Source organism: Microlunatus ginsengisoli (assembly GCF_039537205.1).
In the GTDB taxonomy this organism is placed as follows: domain Bacteria; phylum Actinomycetota; class Actinomycetes; order Propionibacteriales; family Propionibacteriaceae; genus Microlunatus; species Microlunatus ginsengisoli.
The window spans coordinates 1-16,179 of the sequence record NZ_BAABAB010000051.1; the positions used below are offsets into that span (position 1 = coordinate 1).

Genomic DNA, 16,179 nt, shown 5'->3' on the forward strand with positions numbered 1-16,179 from the left:
TGCTGATCACTCACCGTCAACGCCGCAGCCACCACATGAGAAGTCTACCAAAATACCTTGCTAATTCACAGACACACCACTAGATGCTGCCCGCCTTGCCCAGCCACTGCAGGATGGCGCCGACCGACGGGGTGTAGGTGGAGTAGTTGTGGCCACCCGAGGGCAGCACCATGCTCTGCACGCCGGGAACCTTCGCCGTAGCCGCGATCATCTTCGAGGAGTCGGCGTAGGCCGCACCGGGGGCCCAGCTGTCGCTGTCCTGCTTGCTGACCACGATCAGCAGGTTCGTCTTCGTGGTCGGGGCCTGACCGACCAGCCAGATCGGAGAGTTCTCGTTGCGCAGCTGCTGGCTGCCGCCGAACAGCTCGCCGGTGGTCGGATCGGTCTCGGCGTCGAAATAGCCGCCAACGCTCACCGCCGCGCTGAACTCGTTGCGGTTGCGCAACATCACCTTGGCCGCGCAGAAGCCTCCCGTGCTGAAGCCCATCACCGACCACTTCGCGCCGGCCGGATCCACCCGGAACTTCGGCACGACCGCGTTCCGGACGCTCTTGGCCAGCCAGGTCTCGGCCTGCGGGCCGTTCGGGATGTCGGTGCACTCGGTGTCCCGGGGCGGGGCGATCATGATCGGCGGGAACACCGCGATGAACGGTTTCACCTTGCCGGTGTCGATCTGGTGGCTGGCGTAGGAGGCGAAGTCGAATGCGTGCATCGTGTCCTGCGGGTTGCTGGGCTGGCCGGGCAGCACCATCAGCACCGGGAACTTCTGGCTCTGATTGGCCGGGTCGTCGTACTGCTTGGGCAACCAGACCAGCACACCCGCCTTCTGCACCGGATTCGTCGCGGGAATCGGCACGCTGATCGTGACGACCCGTCCCTGGGAGCCGTCGCCGGCGACCAGGCCGGCCGTGTCGATCACGGCCGGCGGCGGCGCCTTGACCCCCAGCACGTCGTCCCAGTCGTCGTAGAAGCCGAACGTGTTGTTGGCGTACAGGCCGATCGCGCCGATCGCCAGCAGCTGGCAGAGCAGGATGCCGACGAACCGGATGAACCCGCCGACGACGCCGCCCGGGCCCATCCGCCAGGTGATGGCGAGCCCGATCGGGAACAACAGTGCCAAGACCGCGACCACGGCCAGCAGCGTGGGAGACGTCAGGCTCATCGGAGCACTCCTCGGAGTTCGAGCGACATTCGGCGGCCTGGCAGCCCGCCGCTGCCGTCGAGTCGCGTGTCGATGCCGAGAAGTATCGCCAATGCGACTTCAATCCCGCTCAAAGTCACTGCAAACTCGGTGTCCACTGCGGACGGCTGTCCGCTCCGGGCATCGCCGCGCGAGCAGGACCGCCGTGCTGGCGGACCGCTGCCGCGGTGCTGCTGGACCGCTGCCGCTGGGCGCGGGCGCGGGACAAGCCACCTCACCGGACGAACTCGACCCAGACCACCCGTGGCGAGGACGGGCCCGGAGTGCGAGGCTGTGGTCGGCGAACCCGAACGAGTCCAGGAGGATCAATGAGCACGTACGCCGTCATCGACCCAGCGACCGGCGAGGAGATCAAGAGCTATCCCGAGGCGACCGACGCCGACGTCGAGCGCGCGCTCGCCGCGGCGGCACAGGCGTACGCCACCTGGTCTCGCAGCACGACGGTCGCCGAGCGGGCGGCGCTGGTCCGTCGGGCCGGCGAGTTGCACACCGAGCGGCGTGAGGAGCTCGCCGACATCATCGGCCGCGAGATGGGCAAGCCCCGGGACGCCTCGCTCGGTGAGGTCGACGTCTGCCGCGACATCTACGACTACTACGCCGACCACGGCGAGGAGCTGCTGGCCGACCAGCCGGTGCCGCACCTGGCCGGCGCCGGCAGCGCGGTGATCCGGCGGAGCTCGTTCGGCGTCCTGCTCGGGATCATGCCGTGGAACTACCCGTACTACCAGGTCGCGAGGTTCGCGGCCCCGAACCTCGTCACCGGCAACCCGATCCTGCTCAAGCACGCGCCGCAGTGTCCGGAGTCCGCTGCGGCGCTGCAGCAGATCTTCACCGACGCCGGGTTCCCCGAGGGCGCCTACATCAACCTGTACGCGACCAACGACCAGGCCGCGACGATCATCGCCGATCCGCGCGTCGCCGGAGTCTCGCTGACCGGCTCGGCGCGGGCGGGCGCCGCGGTTGCCGAGCTCGCCGGCCGGCACCTCAAGAAGGTCGTGCTCGAGCTCGGCGGCTCCGACCCGTTCATCCTGCTCGGCACCGACGATCTGGACGCCGCGGTCGACGCCGCGGTCGAGGCGCGGATGGAGAACACCGGGCAGGCCTGCAACGCGGCCAAGCGGTTCATCGTCGCCGAGGACCTCTACGACGCGTTCGTGCCGAAGTTCACCGAGCGGATGCTGGCCAAGAACGCCGACCTCGCGCCGCTGTCCTCGGTCCGCGCCGCCGAGACGCTGGAGGCTCAGGTCGATCGGGCGGTCGCCGGCGGTGCCGAGCTGACCAGCGCCGGTGAGCGCAGCGGTGGGCACTTCCCGCCGGCCGTGCTGACCGGGATCACCCCGCAGAACCCGGTCTTCCACGAGGAATTCTTCGGGCCCGTGGCGATGGTGTTCAAGGCCGGCTCGGAGGACGAGGCCGTCGCGCTCGCCAACGACACACCGTTCGGGCTCGGGTCCTACGTCTTCACCGACAACGACGAGCAGGCCGCCCGGATCGCCGACAAGCTGGAGGTCGGCATGGTCTTCGTCAACGGCGTCGGCCTGGAGGGCGCCGAGCTGCCGTTCGGCGGCGTCAAGGCGTCCGGCTTCGGTCGCGAGCTGGGCACGCTCGGCATCGAGGAGTTCGTCAACAAGAAGATGATCCGCACCGCCGGCTGAACAGGTCGGACGCGACGTCGGGTCCGCGACACCGACCCTGGGTAGGTCAGCCGGGGTCGGTGCCGCGGATCAGGTCGGTCGCCGCCAACACCGCCCGCACCACCTCCTCGTCCCGCGCCGAGGGTATGCAGCGCAGGTCGACCAGACATCGACCCTGCTCGATCCTGGCGACGAGCCCGGGACGGCCCTGCCGGAGCGGGAGCGCGTACGCCTCGGGCAGCTCGACCGCCCAGCCCGGGAGCGTGAGCCCCGGCGCTCCCCCGCCGCCGACCAGCCCGTCGGACGCGACGACGCGCGCACTCACCTCGGCCGCGGCCAGCCGCCGGCTCAGTTCCTCGGCCCGGTGACGCAGGACGTCCGGGGCTGCCGTGATCGCCTCCCCGGTCGGCGTCGAGCGGGCGCGCAGGGTCGCCTCGAGTGCCGCCAGGGTCAGCTTGTCGACCCGCAGCGCCCGGGCCAGCGAATGCCGGCGCAGCCGCTGCACGATCGCTGACTCGCCCAGCGCGAGGCCGCACTGGGGGCCGCCGAGCAGCTTGTCTCCGCTGGCGATGACCAGCGTGGCGCCGTCGGCCAACCAGCTGGCCGCATCCGGCTCGTCCGGCAGCGAGGGATGTGGGGCCAGCAGCCCGGACCCGATGTCGGCCACCACCGGCACGCCGAGACCGGCGAGCTCACGCACCGGCACCGCCGAGGTGAACCCGCGGACCAGGAAGTTCGACGGGTGCACCTTGAGCACGAAACCGGTGTCGGGGCCGATCGCGGCGCGGTAGTCCGCCGGATGGGTCCGGTTGGTGGTCCCCACCTCCCGCAGCCTGGCGCCGGTACTCTCCAGCAGCTCGGGGATCCGGAAGCCGTCGCCGATCTCGACCAGCTCCCCCCGGCTCACCACGATCTCCCGCCCACCTGCCAGCGCGGTCGCCGCGAGAACGAGGGCCGCGGCGCCGTTGTTCAGCACCAGCGCGTCGCCGGCCGCCGGCACCCGGGCCAGCAACGCGTCGACCGCACCCCGGCCGCGCCGGGCCCGGCGGCCGGTGGCCACGTCGTACTCGACGTCGACGTATCCCGCCGCGATCTCCAGCGCCCGCACGGCGTCCTCGCCGAGCGGGGCGCGACCGAGGTTGGTGTGCACCACGACACCGGTCGCGTTGAGCAGCGGGCGCAGCGAGGTGGGATCCTCGCCGGTCTCGCGGAGCACCACGTCGACCACCCGGTCCGGGCCGAGCTCACCGGATCGCACCCGGTCCAGCGCGCTGAGCACGCTCGCCTTCAGCGCGTCCGGCCGGACTCGCTCGCGCAACCCGGCGAGCCGCGGATCGGCCAGCACCGCATCGGTCCGGGGCACCCGGCGACGCGGATCCGCCTCGTCGCCGACCCCGCGCACCGCCACGGGTCAGAACCTACGGGTCGGCCGCCTGCACGGAGCGGCCGGGCTCAGGCGAGACGGCGCCGGGCGCCGTCGACCCGGATCGTACGTCCGACGGCATCCAGGTGCTCCAGCAGCGGGACCGCCACCCGCCGGGTGGTGTGCAGCTCCTGCCGGGCCGCCGACAGCGTGAAGGGCTGCTCCAGCGCGCGGAGCGCCTCGACCGCCCGCTCGGGGGCCGCGGGATCGAGCAGGATCTCACCGGGTAGCCGCAAGATCAGCCCGCGAGCGGCCGCTGCGGCGATCACGTTCCGGGTCAGCCCCAGCTCGGCCAGCTCCGCCGCCTCCGGCGCGTCGAACGGATTCGCCGCGAGCCGACGCGCCAGCCGTTCCAGCGCGGCCTGCTCGCGATCGGAGAAGGCCGGACCGGCGCCCGGCCGGGCGATCCGTCCGTGCCGGACCTCCAGCCGCCCAGCGGAGTCGTCGGCCAGAGCCGCCACCAGCGCCGCGTCCGGCAGACCGAGCGAGCGCCGCGCGGTCTCCAGCGCCGGCCCGGGTCCGAGCGGCCGCTCCGCCCGGTCGGCGTCGACCAGACGTTCCAGCTCGGCCGTCCAGCCGGGCATGCGGGAGCGATCCAGCACGAAGCCGGCGACCTCGTCGACTCCCGCGGGGAGCGGCTCGCCGGGGCGCAGAGCTCCGAGCGCGACCAGGTGCCGCCGGGTGGTCGCACCGCGGCGGGCGATCTCCCGGCCCGCGTCCGGCGTCCCGGGCAGCGCGGCCAGCTCGTCGGCGCGCCGACGGGCAGCACCGCGGCGGCGGAGCTCCGGCGGTTCCACGTCGAGCACGACCACGCCGGTCGCCTGCCGCCGGGACGGGTCCCGCAGCACCGCGCGGTCTCCGAGCTGGAGCGGCAGCGGCCGGGACAACCGCACCCGGCAGGTGTCGTGACCCAGCGCCCGGACCGAGCACGCAACCGCGGCGCTGCCGACGTGCAGCACCAGGTCCCCGGGCAGGTCGGCCGGATCCAGCGACGTCGAGCGCGCGTCGAACTGATCGATCCGCAGCCAGGCGGAGACGCTGAGCAGCGCGCCGCCGCGACCGATCTCGTCCGTGCCGACGCCGCGCAGGTTCACCGCCACCCGGGCCACCGCCGACACCGCCGGCAGCTTCGCGCCCAGGCTCTGCAGACCACGGATCCGGGCCCGTCGCCCGCCCGGGAAGATCTCGATCTCCTCGCCCACCTCGAGCCGCCCGGCCGCGAGGGTCCCGGTGACCACCGTTCCGGCGCCGCGGATCGTGAAGCAGCGGTCCACGAACAACCGGACCCGGTCGGACGCCGGCGGGCTCGGCAGGCCGGCCACCAGAGCGTCGAGGGCTGCCCGGAGCTCGGGCAGGCCGGCACCGGTGACGGCGCTCACGGCCACCGCCGCCACTGTCGCGCCCGTCCCGGAACCGGCCCCGAGGCTCGTCTCGGCCAGCCGACGACGCGACTCCGCCAGCGCAGTGGCCGGGTCGGCCAGGTCGCTGCGGGTGACCACGACCAGCCCGTGGCGTACGTCCAGGGAGTCCAGGATGGCCACGTGCTCGACGGTCTGTGCCCGCCAGCCCTCGTCCGCCGCGACCACCAGCATCGCCGCGGGCACCGGACCGGCACCGGCCAGCATGGTCGGCACGAACCGCTCGTGCCCCGGCACGTCCACGAAGGAGACCACCGAGCCACCGGGCAGCGTGGTCCAGGCGAAGCCGAGATCGAGCGTCATCCCGCGCCGTCGCTCCTCGGCCAGCCGGTCCGGCTCCATCCCGGTCAGCGCCCGGACCAGCGTGGTCTTTCCGTGGTCGACGTGCCCGGCGGTGGCGATCACCTGCATCGAGCGCGAGCCTCCCAGCGGCGACGGAGCGCAGTGGCGGAGACGGACAGGAATCGAACCTGCCTGGCCCGGGTGCCGGGCCACGACGGTTTTGAAGACCGCGGCGCCCACCAGGATCGCGTACGCCTCCACCGGTCACGGTAGCGGGCGGCACGCTCGACCGGCCCCGCGGACCGGGGCACCGCGGCTTCGTCCGGTTTCGGCGCCGCCCGACTCGGGTACCTGTGCCGCAACGCACCGGAGGGAAATGCAGCAGATGAGGAGTGGATCCGCGGTCTCGCGCACGATCGTGACGCCGCCGGGACTGTCGACTGACGTCTGGCGGTCCTCGGCCGATGCCGCGCCCGAGGTGCGGGTCGACCAGCTGGTCCGCCGGCTCGACGTGCCGGCCGCGACGCCGTTGGTCGTCTTCTCCGCGCATCCCGACGACGAGACGATCGGGTGTGGCCGGCTGATCGCGCAGTGGGCCAGGCAGGTCGGCCCGTGCACCGCGGTCCTCGCCACGCTGGGAGAGGCGTGCGTCGACCACGTCGCGGAGCGGCCGCCGGGGCTGGCGGCCCGGCGACTGCGGGAGTGGCGGTCGGCGACGAGCCGGCTCGGGATCACCCGGTCGATCGTGCTCGGCCTCGACGACGGCCGGTTGACCGACGAGCGTCGAAAGCTCCGCGAGCGGATCGATCTGGCGATGGACCAGGTGGCCCGTTCGGGCCGGCCACCGGTTCTCTGCGCCCCCTATCGACGCGATCCGCATCCGGACCATCAGGCGATGGGGACCGCGGTGGCCCGCGTGGGCCGGCGCCGCCGCTGGCCGGTGCTGCAATACCCGATCTGGTTGACCTACTGGGTAGAGCCGGGCCGCTTCGGCGGATCGCTGGAGCGGGTCCGCGTGGATGAGCGGGCCGACCGGGCCCACGGCGAGGCGGTGGCGTGCTTCACCAGCCAACTGGCGCCGCTCGCCGACGATCTGACCCCTGTCGTCCCGGAAGAGATGCTGGCCCACCACACTCGACAGCTCCTGGTCCGGGGCGGGCGCCGGTGAGTGCGCCCCCGGACTTCGAGTCCCTGTATCGCAGCGACCCCGATCCGTGGCGGGTCGAGACCTGCTGGTACGAGCAGCGCAAGATCGACGTCGTCCTCGCCTGCCTGGGTCAGCGCCGCTACGCGCTCGCCTGGGACCCCGCCTGCGGCACCGGTCACCTGGCCCGGAGGCTGGCGGCCCGCGCCGATCGGGTCTGCGCCGGCGATGCCTCCGCCATGGCGACGGAACTGACCCGCGAGCGCTGCGCGGACCTCGCCGACGTCGTGGTCGGGGAACACACGCTGCCGGATCCGCCGCCGGCCGATCTCGACGGCAGCCCCGATCTGATCGTGCTGAGCGAGGTCTTCTACTACCTCGACGACGTCAAGCGGCAACAGACGCTGCAGATGGTCAACCGGCACGCGGCAGCACGGTGCGAGCTGGTCTGCGTGCACTGGCGGCACGCCCCGGACGACGCCTGGCTCAGCGGCGCGGGTGCGCAGACCGAGGTGGTCACCCGGCTGACCCAGCGCGGCTGGTCCCACTCCGTCCACCATCGCGATGCGGAGTTCTCACTGGACCTGCTGCAACGCTCGGAGCGGCCGGGGCGCGCTCGATGAGCGCGCAGCTCGCCGGCTCGCCGCTGTCGATCATCGCCCCGCTGCCGGCGGCCTGCCGGTTGCCGGCCGACTACGACCGGCACGGGCCGAGCGTTGCGCAGCAGCGGCGGGCCCTGCTCGCCCTGGTCGGCGACATCGACTGGCCGCAACGGAGTTGGCGCGAGCTGATCGAGCTGCTGCTCAGGCTCGGTCGGACCGACATCGCGCTGTCCAGGCTGGCCGAGGGCCACGTCGACGCGCTGCGCATCCTGGCGCAGGCGGGCGCCGCACCACGGCCGCCGGCGACCGGCGCCGGGCCGGCGCTGTACGGCGTCTGGGCCTCCCGTTCGATGCGCACCGGCGTGTCCGGCCGCTGGTGCGACGACGGCCGGCTGCGCATCGACGGCACCCTCCGGTTCGCCTCCGGCGCCGGTCTGCTCGACCGCGCGCTGGTCCCGGTGTGGATCGACGCCGACCACCATCTGCTGGTCGACCTGCCGACCGACGGGCTACCGGTCGACCCGTCGGTCTGGCGCACCGGGGCGATGGCCGCGAGCCGGACGTACGAGCTGAGGATCGCCGGCGCCGTCGCGGAGCCCGACCAGGTCGTCGGCGCTCCGGACTTCTACCTCGACCGGCCGGGCTTCTTCCCCGGCGGGGTCGGCGTCGCGGCCTGCTGGACCGGCGGAGCGGTCCGGGTGGTCGATCTGCTCCGGTCGCGGCACGCCACGGTGACGCCGGCCCAACAGCGCCGGCTCGGCACGATCCGCGCCGACCTGGTCGCCGCGACGGCAGCGGTCCGCCTGGCCGCCGCGCGGCTCGACGAGATCCTCCCGACCGAACCGAGCGACTGGCAGGTGCTGGCCACGGAGGCCCGGCTCTGCGCCGCGGCCGCGATCCGCCGAATCATCGCCGACGCCCGGTTGCTGACCGGGCCCGCCGGCGTGGCGATGGACGACGACCTCGCGCACGCGCTCCCCGATCTCGAGCTGTACGTCCTGCAACAGAACGCGGACGCCGATGCCATGCTGCTCGGTGATCCCGAGCGGATCCCGTGACCGACGTCCTGGTCGCGATTCCCGCGCACGACGAGGCCGACACGATCGCCGGCTGCCTCAGATCCGTGATCGACAGCCTGCGGACCGCGGCCCGCGTCGGCGCGATCCGCCGCGCCCGGGTTGCGGTCGCCGCCCACCGCTGCAGCGATGACACCGCGCGAATCGCGGCGGCGGAGCTCACGTCGGCGCGCGTCGACCATCGGCTCCGGGTGGTCGACCGTCCCTCCAGCGTGGGCGTCGTCCGAACCGAACTGATCGTCGACGCGCTGACCGCCGGCCGAGGACTGATCCCGCGGCGAACCTGGATCTTCTCCACCGATGCCGACACCGTCGTGCCCCCGAACTGGGTCGACCACACCCTGGCGATCGCCGCCGAGAGCGGTGCCGAGCTGGTCGCGGGACTGGCCGATCTGAGCGGTTGGTCGGCATCCTCGGACGCTCAGGCACGCTACGCGGAGCTGCTCGCGTCCGGTTTCAGTCCGGACGGGCGGCACTCCCATGTCTACGCGGCGAACCTCGCCGTCGCGGCGGAGCGGTTCCTGGAGGTCGGCGGTTTCCCGGACCGACCGCACGGCGAAGAACACGGGCTGCTCGAGGCGGTCCGGCGCAGCGGCGGGACCGTCGTGCAGACCACGGCGTCCCGGGTCCGCACCTCCTCGCGGATGCCGGGCCGAGCCGAGCACGGCCTGGGTGCGCTGCTGGGCCGGCTCGCCGCCGGTGACACGCCGGGCCAGGTCGGCGCCGCGATCCGCGGACTCGACCCGATGAGCCCGGCGTCGAGCTCAGGTCTGTGACGCCATGACGATGATCGGGGACCCGGCGCCGCCTCACAGCCAGTCGGCGACCGAGACCTGCCTCCTCGTCCGTGCGGATTCCACCGCGGCGTACGTCGTCGCCAGGCTGCCCAGGTTGTCCCGCCCGGACGTCTGCGGCTGGCGGCCCTGCTCGATCGCCGTGACGAACTCGGTCAGGCTGCCGGCGCGGTCGGTGCGCGGTCCGGTGTCGAGCTCGAGCTTGCGGACCCGGCCGGCCCGGCGCACGCGTACCTCGTCCGCGCGCCATCCCTCCGGGCCGTCGCCGCGGGACGTCCACCACACCTCGGCGTCGGCGAAATCCATCCGCCACTCGCCGCTCCACGTCGTCCGTGGCCCGCGGCTGACCCAGCTGCCGCGGTAGCTCACCGTCAGGTCGTCGCCGCACTCGATCAGGCCGCATCCCTCCGACGGGCCGGTGAACATCGACCAGTCCGGGTCCCAGGTCCGCACGTCCACGCCGCTGATCTCGCGATCGAGAACGAACCGGATCAGGTCGAAGTGGTGGATCGACATGTCCACCAGCAGCGGCTCGGCCAGCGCATGGTGCGGGGAGGCGATCCCGTCGGCCCCGGAGAACTGGCGGAAATCGATGCCGACCGCGTGCAGCGGTCCGTACGTCTGCTCGGCCACCAGCGCTGCGACGGCCCGCGGTGCCGGGAAGAACCGGTAGTTCTGGCTCACCGCCACGACCAGCCCGCGGGCTGCTGCCAGCGCGATCAGCTCCTTGGCCTCGGCCACGCTCGGCGCGAACGGTTTCTCGATCAGCACGTGCCGCCCCGCCTGCAGCGCGGCCCGGGCCGCCGGCACGTGCCCGACGAGGCTCGCGGTGACCAGCACGGCGTCGGCGTCGGTGGTCTCGATCGCCTCCTCGACCGTCGCGAAACACCGGTCGGCGGTCGTCAGTCCGGCGTCGATCGCCTGCAGTCGCGACGCCTCGAGCAGATCCGCGGTCGCGACCACCTCCACCTCGGGAACGAGCGGGATCACGTGTTCTGCCCAGTCTCGTCCGAACCCGCCGAGCCCGACCTGGACTATCCGCATGCCGCTCCTTCGTCGCTGGTGTGACAGTGCTTCCTCCGACTGACGCTACCGACGCTCCGCCCGGCGCTCACACCCACCCACGGCCCCACCGGCCAGCGGTGTCGACGGCCTCGCGTGCGGTGCCGGACGATCAGTCCAGGTAGCCGGCCGGCGCCCGGTCGCGAACGTGGCGGAATGCCTCGTCCACCCGGTCCGGCATCAGCTCCGCCAGCTGGTGCAGCACGATCGCCCCGTCGAATCCGTGGGCCTGCAGCTCGGCCAGATACCCGGCGTAGTCGAGAAGACCCGTGCCCGCGGCCCGTCCGCCCGCGTCGCCGTCGTGGTCGAGATCCTTGGCGTGCGCCAGCACGATGTCGCCGCCGACGAGCTCGAAGGCCTCGTGGAGATGGTCGCGCATCCGTTGCAGATCTCCGGCATGGAAGATGTTCGCGGCGTCCATCAGCACCTTCAATGCCGGGCTGCCGACCTCGTCCATCAGCCGCCGGGCTCGTCCCGCCGAGTCGATCACGTTGTTGTGCTCCGGCTCGAACGCCAGCACGACACCCGTCGCCTCGGCCGCCGCAGCAGCCGTCCGGAGCTGCTCGACCAGGTCCTGCCACGCCTCCTCGGAGCCGTTGGCCGGATGCCGGCGCCACATCATGTCGTCCCGGCTGCCGGTGCACACGGTGACGATACGGGTCCCGAACCGCGGTGCGAGATCGATCAGCCTCAGCAGGTGGTCCAGGTTTCGCGCGCGGCGATTCCTGTCCGGATGCACCATGTTGTACGTCCCGTCGACGGCGGCGATCTCGATCCCGACGCCGTCGAAGACTTCCCGGCAGTAGGCCGCCAGGTCCGTGTTGATCTTGTCGCCGAGCACGTCCAGACCGCGCAGTAAGGCATCCGTCGTGGGGATCTCGCGGATCGCCGAGCCCAGCTGGAGCTGGATGCAACCGATCCCGTGCCGGGCGATCTGTTCCGCCGCCTCCTCCAGCGACGCCGCGTCGAACTCGGTCGTCATCACGCCGATCCGGGCCATCTCGTCTCCCTCCGGCCGTACGTCGCCGGTGAGCCTACGGCCGAGCCGGCCGGCGCCGCCCGGCCGGCCCACCGGCACTCGTCACCGTCAGGCGATGTAAGCGCCGCCGTTGATGTTGTGGGTACCGCCGGTGATGTAGCCGGCGTCCTCGCTGGACAGCCAGACGAACAGTGCGGCGATGTCCTGCGGGGTCGCCTGCCGGCGCAGCGGCACGGCCGCGGCCAGCCGCGCCTCGTTCTCCTCGTCGGTGGCGCCGGCCCTGATGTCGGTGTCGACCACGCCGGGGCTGACCGCATTGACGGTGATGCCGTGCTCGGCCATCTCGCGAGCGAGCGACCGGGTGAGGCCGAGGATCCCGGCCTTCGCCGCCGAATAGGGCGTCTTGGAGAACACGCCGCCACCTTGCTGCGCCGAGACCGACGACATGTTGACGATCCGGCCATAGCCGTTCGAGATCATCTGCGGCAGGTAGGCCTGCGACATCAAGAAGGTGCCGGTCAGGTTGACGTCGATCACCTTGTGCCACAGGTCCAGGTCGACCTCCAGGAACGGCACCGGCGAGGCAATGCCGGCCACGTTGGCCAGGGCGCCCACGGGCGGCAGGCCGGACTCGGCGATCACGTCGACGGAGGCCAGCACGCTGTCCCGGTCGGTGACGTTGACGACCGCACCCACGACGGGGACGTCGTAGTCGGCCTGGAGTTTCGCCACCGCGTCCTCGACGCCCTCGGCGTTGATATCGAGGATCGCGACGGCCCAGCCCTCCCGGGCGTACTTCTCTGCGGTCGCGTAGCCGATGCCGCGCGGCGAAGCCGCGCCCGTGACGACGGCGGTCAGCTGTCCTACTCCGGTCTGGTAGCTCATCGTTGAAGTCCCTGCTTCCTTGTCCTGGTTGATGTGTGGTGGGTCTTGCGTCGCCGCTCAGCCGCAGCTGATCCGGGCGATCTCCTCGTCCCGGGCCAGTTCGGCCTTGTCGTCGGCCCGGCCCGTGAGACGTTCGTACTGGCTGATGGCGGCAACCTTGGGTGCCGACGACGACGCCGGGTCGAAGGCATAGCCGAGCCACTCCTTCGCGAGCCGCCGGGCGAGCTCGATGCCGACCACGCGCTGCCCCATGCACAGCACCTGGGCGTCGTTGGAGAGCACCGAGCGTTCGACGGAGAAGGAGTCGTGCGCGGTGACCGCCCGGATGCCGGGCACCTTGTTGGCGCTGATCGCGACGCCGAGCCCGGTGCCGCAGATCAACAGGGCCCGATCGGCGGCACCCGCGGCGATCCGCCGAGCCGCCTCCACCGCGACGTGCGGATAGGCGGTGCGCTCGTCGCCGCGCACGCCGACGTCGACGACCTCGGCCACCCGGGGGTCCGCCTGCAGGTCGGCCTTCAGGATGTCCTTGTACTGCAGGCCGGCGTCGTCGCAGCCGACCACGATCCGCCACTTCTGGTCAGTCATCTCAGCTCTCCTCGGTTCCCGTGGTCGATGGGTTGTCGCGGTCGGCCAGCACCCGGCCGACGGTGCGCAGGCAGAGGGCCATCGAGACCGCGCCCGCGTCGGGAGTGCCGATGCTGCGTTCGGCCAGCGGTCGCGCGCGGCCGATCTGCGGGCGGAGCTCGGCGGTGTCGCGCGCGGCCCGTTCGCTGATCGTGGCTGCCCCGGCCCAGGCGGTGGCCAGGTCGGTGCCATCGCCCACCTGCTGCTCGAGCGATCGGGCGAACGGTACGAGCGAGTCGAGCATGGTCTTGTCGCCGACCTTGGCCTTGCCCAGCGTCTGCAGTGCGTCCAGCCCGGCCGTCACGGCCGCGGCCACGTCCGTGGCCGCGATCGTCTCGGCCCGGTCGCCGAGCCGGTCACCGAACGCCCGCAAGGCGGCGCCCCAGAGCACACCCGACGTACCGCCGGCCTTGGCCGCCCAGGCGTCCCCGGCAGCGTCGAGCACGCTCTTGACGCCGCGACCCTCGGCGGTGGCGGCGGCCGCCGCTGCCGCGGCCGCGCTGACTCCCTTGACCATTCCCCGGCCGTGGTCGCCGTCGCCCGCGACCGCGTCGATCCGGCCCAGCTCGTCCTCCGCGTCGACGATCGCCACCTTCATCGCCGCCAGCGCGCTGACCGCGAGACCGGCCGCATCGGCGGCAGCCTGACTGGCCGTCGCCGCGACCGAGACCTCCTCCGTCGTGTCGCCGACCGAGCGCCGCGGGCCCGATGCTGCGGCAGCGAGGCTGCCCTTGCGATACGCCGGGGTGTCGGCCGGCGCGGTCCAGAACCGCTCCAACTCCTCGTCCAGATAGACCAGGGTGAGCGAGCAACCGGCCATGTCCAGGCTGGTCACCAGCTCGCCGACCTCGGGCTCGACGACGGTGTAGCCGGCCTCGCGGAGCAGCGTCGCAGCCGTCCGCCAGACGACGAACAACTCCTCGTACTTGGTGGTGCCCAGGCCGTTCAAGATCGCTCCGACCCGACGCGTGCCGTCCGCCGGCGCCTCGCCGAGGACACCCTCGACCAGGGTGCGCGCGAGATCCGCGGCCGAGGGCAGCGGCGCCTCGGAGACGCCGGGTTCGCCGTGGATTCCCAGGCCGACCCCCATCTGCCCCGCCGGAACGGTGAACAGGGGGTGATCGGCGCCCGGCATGGTGCACCCGGCGAACGCCACGCCGAGCGTGCGGGTGCGGTCGTTGGCGTGCCGGGCGACCCGTTCGACCTCGTCCAGGTCGTAGCCGGCCTCCGCGGCCGCGCCGGCCACCTTGAACACCACGAAGTCGCCGGCGATCCCACGCCGCTTCTCGATCTGGTCGACCGGTGCCGAGGCGATGTCGTCGGTGACGAACACCACCCGGGTGTCGATGCCTTCGGCGGCCAGCCTCTGTTGGGCGAGGGTGAAGTTCATCACGTCACCGGCGTAGTTGCCGGTGCTGAACAGCAGGCCGGCGTCGGACGCCACCGCCTTGCCGACCGAGTACGCCTCCGCGGTGGAAGGTGAGGTGAAGATGTTGCCGACCACCGCTCCGTCGGCGAACCCTGGACCGACCACCCCGCAGAACGCGGGATAGTGGCCCGAGCCGCCACCGACCACCACCGCGACCTTGCCGGCCGGGGTCTCGGCGGCGCGAACCACGCCGCCGGGGACCCCGACCACCCGGTCGGCGTGGACGTCCAGGAAGCCTTCGAGCAGGTCGTCGGAGAAGGTGGCCGGGTCGTCGAACAACCGGGTCACCGGGCACCTGCGCTGACCAGCTCGGCCTGCCGGGTGAGCTCGGCGATCTCGGCCCGGCGGGCCGGACCGTTGGTCTCCGGCGTGGCCAGGGCGGCGATCAGGCCGATCAGACCGAAGATGCTGAACAACACGGCCGGTCCGGTCCAGCCGAACGACTGGTAGAGCGAGACCGCCCAGAAGGCGGTGAAGCCCGAGATCACCGCGGACAGCTGGTAGGCCAGCGACGCCCCCGAGGAGCGGGTGTTGGTGCTGAACAGCTCGGAGAACCAGGAGCCCTGGGTGCCGGCCAGGGAGTTCTGGCAGAAGGCGAAGGCGACCACGAAGACGACGATGATCAGGCCCAGCTCACCGGTGTTGAGCAGCAGGAACATCGGGATGCCGAACAGCACGATCAGCGCGGTGCCGAAGATGTACACCGGCTTACGGCCGACCCGGTCGGTCAGCCAGCCCCAGAACAGGGTGGCCGGCAGGCCGATCAGGGCCGCGATGACGATCGCGAGGATGGTGTCCGGCCGGGAGGCGAGGTTGTTGGACTTCAGGTAGGAGGTGACGTAGGTGATCGCCACCGCGTAGCCGGCGGTCTCGGCGACCCGCAGACCGAAGGCACGCAGCAGGTTGCGCCAGTCGTTCTTCAGCACGGTCGCCAGCGGGTTCTTGACCAGCTCGCCCTCTTCCTTGGCCTGCTCGAACTCCGGGGACTCCTCGACCTTCAACCGGATGTACAGACCGGCGCCGATCAGGACGGCGCTGAGCAGGAACGGCAGGCGCCACGCCCAGCTGCCCGGCAGTCCGGAGCTGGCCAGGAAGGCCAGGTTGGCCAGCAGCAGGCCGAGCGGAAAACCGGCCTGCGGAATGGCCGTGTACTGGCCCTTCTTCTTCCACGGCGCGTGCTCGAACGTCATCAAGATGGCGCCGCCCCACTCGGCGCCGAACGCCAGACCCTGGATCACCCGGACCGTGACCAGCAGCACGGGAGCCCAGATGCCTACGGTGGCGTAGGTCGGCAGCAGGCCGATCATCACGGTGGCGATGCCCATGATCAGCAGCGAGGTGATCAGCACCGGGCGGCGGCCGATCTTGTCACCGAGGTAGCCGCCGATGACGCCGCCGAGCGGGCGGACGGCAAAGCCGATGCCGAGCGTTGCGAACGCCAGCAGGGTGCCGGCCACCGGATCCGCCTTGGGGAAGAACGCCTCGTTGAAATACAGGGCGGCGGCCGTGCCGTACCCGATGAAGTCATAGTTCTCGACGGTGGTGCCGACCGCGCTGCCGATCGCCACCCGCTTCTTGTGCACCGTCCCGAGAATCGGGTCTCCGGCGTTCACATCCGCCATG

General features: G+C 72.1%; 14 protein-coding genes and 1 tRNA gene. 5 read left to right on the forward strand and 10 right to left on the reverse strand.

Annotation, left to right across the window (positions count from 1 at the left end; translation table 11 throughout):
* Positions 1 to 79: 79 nt before the first annotated feature.
* Positions 80 to 1,162 (reverse strand): alpha/beta hydrolase, encoded by a 1,083-nt coding sequence (locus ABD747_RS24605; RefSeq protein WP_344809705.1) that lies wholly within the window; start codon positions 1,160 to 1,162, stop codon positions 80 to 82.
* Positions 1,163 to 1,509: 347 nt separating this feature from the next.
* Between ABD747_RS24605 and ABD747_RS24610 the strand changes: the two genes are divergently transcribed.
* Positions 1,510 to 2,856, forward strand: coding sequence for an NAD-dependent succinate-semialdehyde dehydrogenase (locus ABD747_RS24610; protein WP_344809707.1), 1,347 nt, complete (start codon positions 1,510 to 1,512; stop codon positions 2,854 to 2,856).
* A gap of 46 nt (positions 2,857 to 2,902) precedes the next feature.
* Here the strand turns inward: ABD747_RS24610 and selA are convergent, their stop codons facing one another.
* The 3 genes from selA to ABD747_RS24625 all read right to left on the reverse strand — a co-directional run bounded on the left by selA (position 2,903) and on the right by ABD747_RS24625 (position 6,217).
* Positions 2,903 to 4,243 carry an L-seryl-tRNA(Sec) selenium transferase gene (gene selA / locus ABD747_RS24615; protein ID WP_344809709.1) on the reverse strand — a complete coding sequence of 447 codons (1,341 nt, stop codon included), beginning with the start codon at positions 4,241 to 4,243 and terminating at the stop codon, positions 2,903 to 2,905.
* A 44-nt stretch (positions 4,244 to 4,287) separates the two neighbouring features.
* Positions 4,288 to 6,087, reverse strand: coding sequence for a selenocysteine-specific translation elongation factor (gene selB, locus ABD747_RS24620; RefSeq protein ID WP_344809711.1), 1,800 nt, complete (start codon positions 6,085 to 6,087; stop codon positions 4,288 to 4,290).
* A 34-nt stretch (positions 6,088 to 6,121) separates the two neighbouring features.
* Positions 6,122 to 6,217: transfer RNA gene (locus ABD747_RS24625), tRNA-Sec, on the reverse strand.
* A 126-nt stretch (positions 6,218 to 6,343) separates the two neighbouring features.
* Here ABD747_RS24625 and ABD747_RS24630 point away from each other — a divergent pair.
* Genes ABD747_RS24630 through ABD747_RS24645 form a run of 4 tightly spaced genes read left to right on the forward strand, consistent with a single transcriptional unit; the run spans position 6,344 to position 9,556 of the window.
* Positions 6,344 to 7,126, forward strand: coding sequence for a PIG-L deacetylase family protein (locus tag ABD747_RS24630; protein ID WP_344809713.1), 783 nt, complete (start codon positions 6,344 to 6,346; stop codon positions 7,124 to 7,126).
* Positions 7,123 to 7,725 carry an SAM-dependent methyltransferase gene (locus ABD747_RS24635; protein WP_344809715.1) on the forward strand — a complete coding sequence of 201 codons (603 nt, stop codon included), beginning with the start codon at positions 7,123 to 7,125 and terminating at the stop codon, positions 7,723 to 7,725. The genes ABD747_RS24630 and ABD747_RS24635 overlap by 4 nt, the downstream gene beginning before the upstream one ends.
* Complete coding sequence (locus tag ABD747_RS24640; RefSeq protein WP_344809717.1) at positions 7,722 to 8,762, forward strand: hypothetical protein; 1,041 nt, start codon at positions 7,722 to 7,724, stop codon at positions 8,760 to 8,762. The genes ABD747_RS24635 and ABD747_RS24640 overlap by 4 nt, the downstream gene beginning before the upstream one ends.
* Positions 8,759 to 9,556 carry a glycosyltransferase family 2 protein gene (locus ABD747_RS24645; protein ID WP_344809719.1) on the forward strand — a complete coding sequence of 266 codons (798 nt, stop codon included), beginning with the start codon at positions 8,759 to 8,761 and terminating at the stop codon, positions 9,554 to 9,556. The genes ABD747_RS24640 and ABD747_RS24645 overlap by 4 nt, the downstream gene beginning before the upstream one ends.
* Before the next feature lie 33 nt (positions 9,557 to 9,589).
* On the opposite strand, the gene ABD747_RS24650 is transcribed toward ABD747_RS24645, so the two are convergent.
* From ABD747_RS24650 to ABD747_RS24675, 6 genes are all read right to left on the reverse strand, one after another.
* Positions 9,590 to 10,618 (reverse strand): Gfo/Idh/MocA family protein, encoded by a 1,029-nt coding sequence (locus ABD747_RS24650; protein WP_344809721.1) that lies wholly within the window; start codon positions 10,616 to 10,618, stop codon positions 9,590 to 9,592.
* A 130-nt stretch (positions 10,619 to 10,748) separates the two neighbouring features.
* Positions 10,749 to 11,708 (reverse strand): sugar phosphate isomerase/epimerase family protein, encoded by a 960-nt coding sequence (locus ABD747_RS24655; protein WP_344809722.1) that lies wholly within the window; start codon positions 11,706 to 11,708, stop codon positions 10,749 to 10,751.
* A 15-nt stretch (positions 11,709 to 11,723) separates the two neighbouring features.
* Complete coding sequence (locus tag ABD747_RS24660; RefSeq protein ID WP_344809724.1) at positions 11,724 to 12,500, reverse strand: SDR family NAD(P)-dependent oxidoreductase; 777 nt, start codon at positions 12,498 to 12,500, stop codon at positions 11,724 to 11,726.
* Between the two features lie 57 nt (positions 12,501 to 12,557).
* On the reverse strand, positions 12,558 to 13,088 hold the full coding sequence (locus ABD747_RS24665; RefSeq protein ID WP_344809726.1) for a ribose-5-phosphate isomerase: 531 nt from the start codon (positions 13,086 to 13,088) through the stop codon (positions 12,558 to 12,560).
* Between the two features lies 1 nt (position 13,089).
* Positions 13,090 to 14,844, reverse strand: a complete 1,755-nt coding sequence (locus ABD747_RS24670; protein WP_344809728.1) for a dihydroxyacetone kinase family protein — start codon at positions 14,842 to 14,844, stop codon at positions 13,090 to 13,092.
* Entirely contained in the window at positions 14,841 to 16,178 is a 1,338-nt protein-coding gene (locus tag ABD747_RS24675; protein WP_344809730.1) for an MFS transporter, read from the reverse strand. Before ABD747_RS24675 ends, ABD747_RS24670 begins: the two co-directional genes overlap by 4 nt.
* Between the last annotated feature and the right edge of the window lies 1 nt (position 16,179).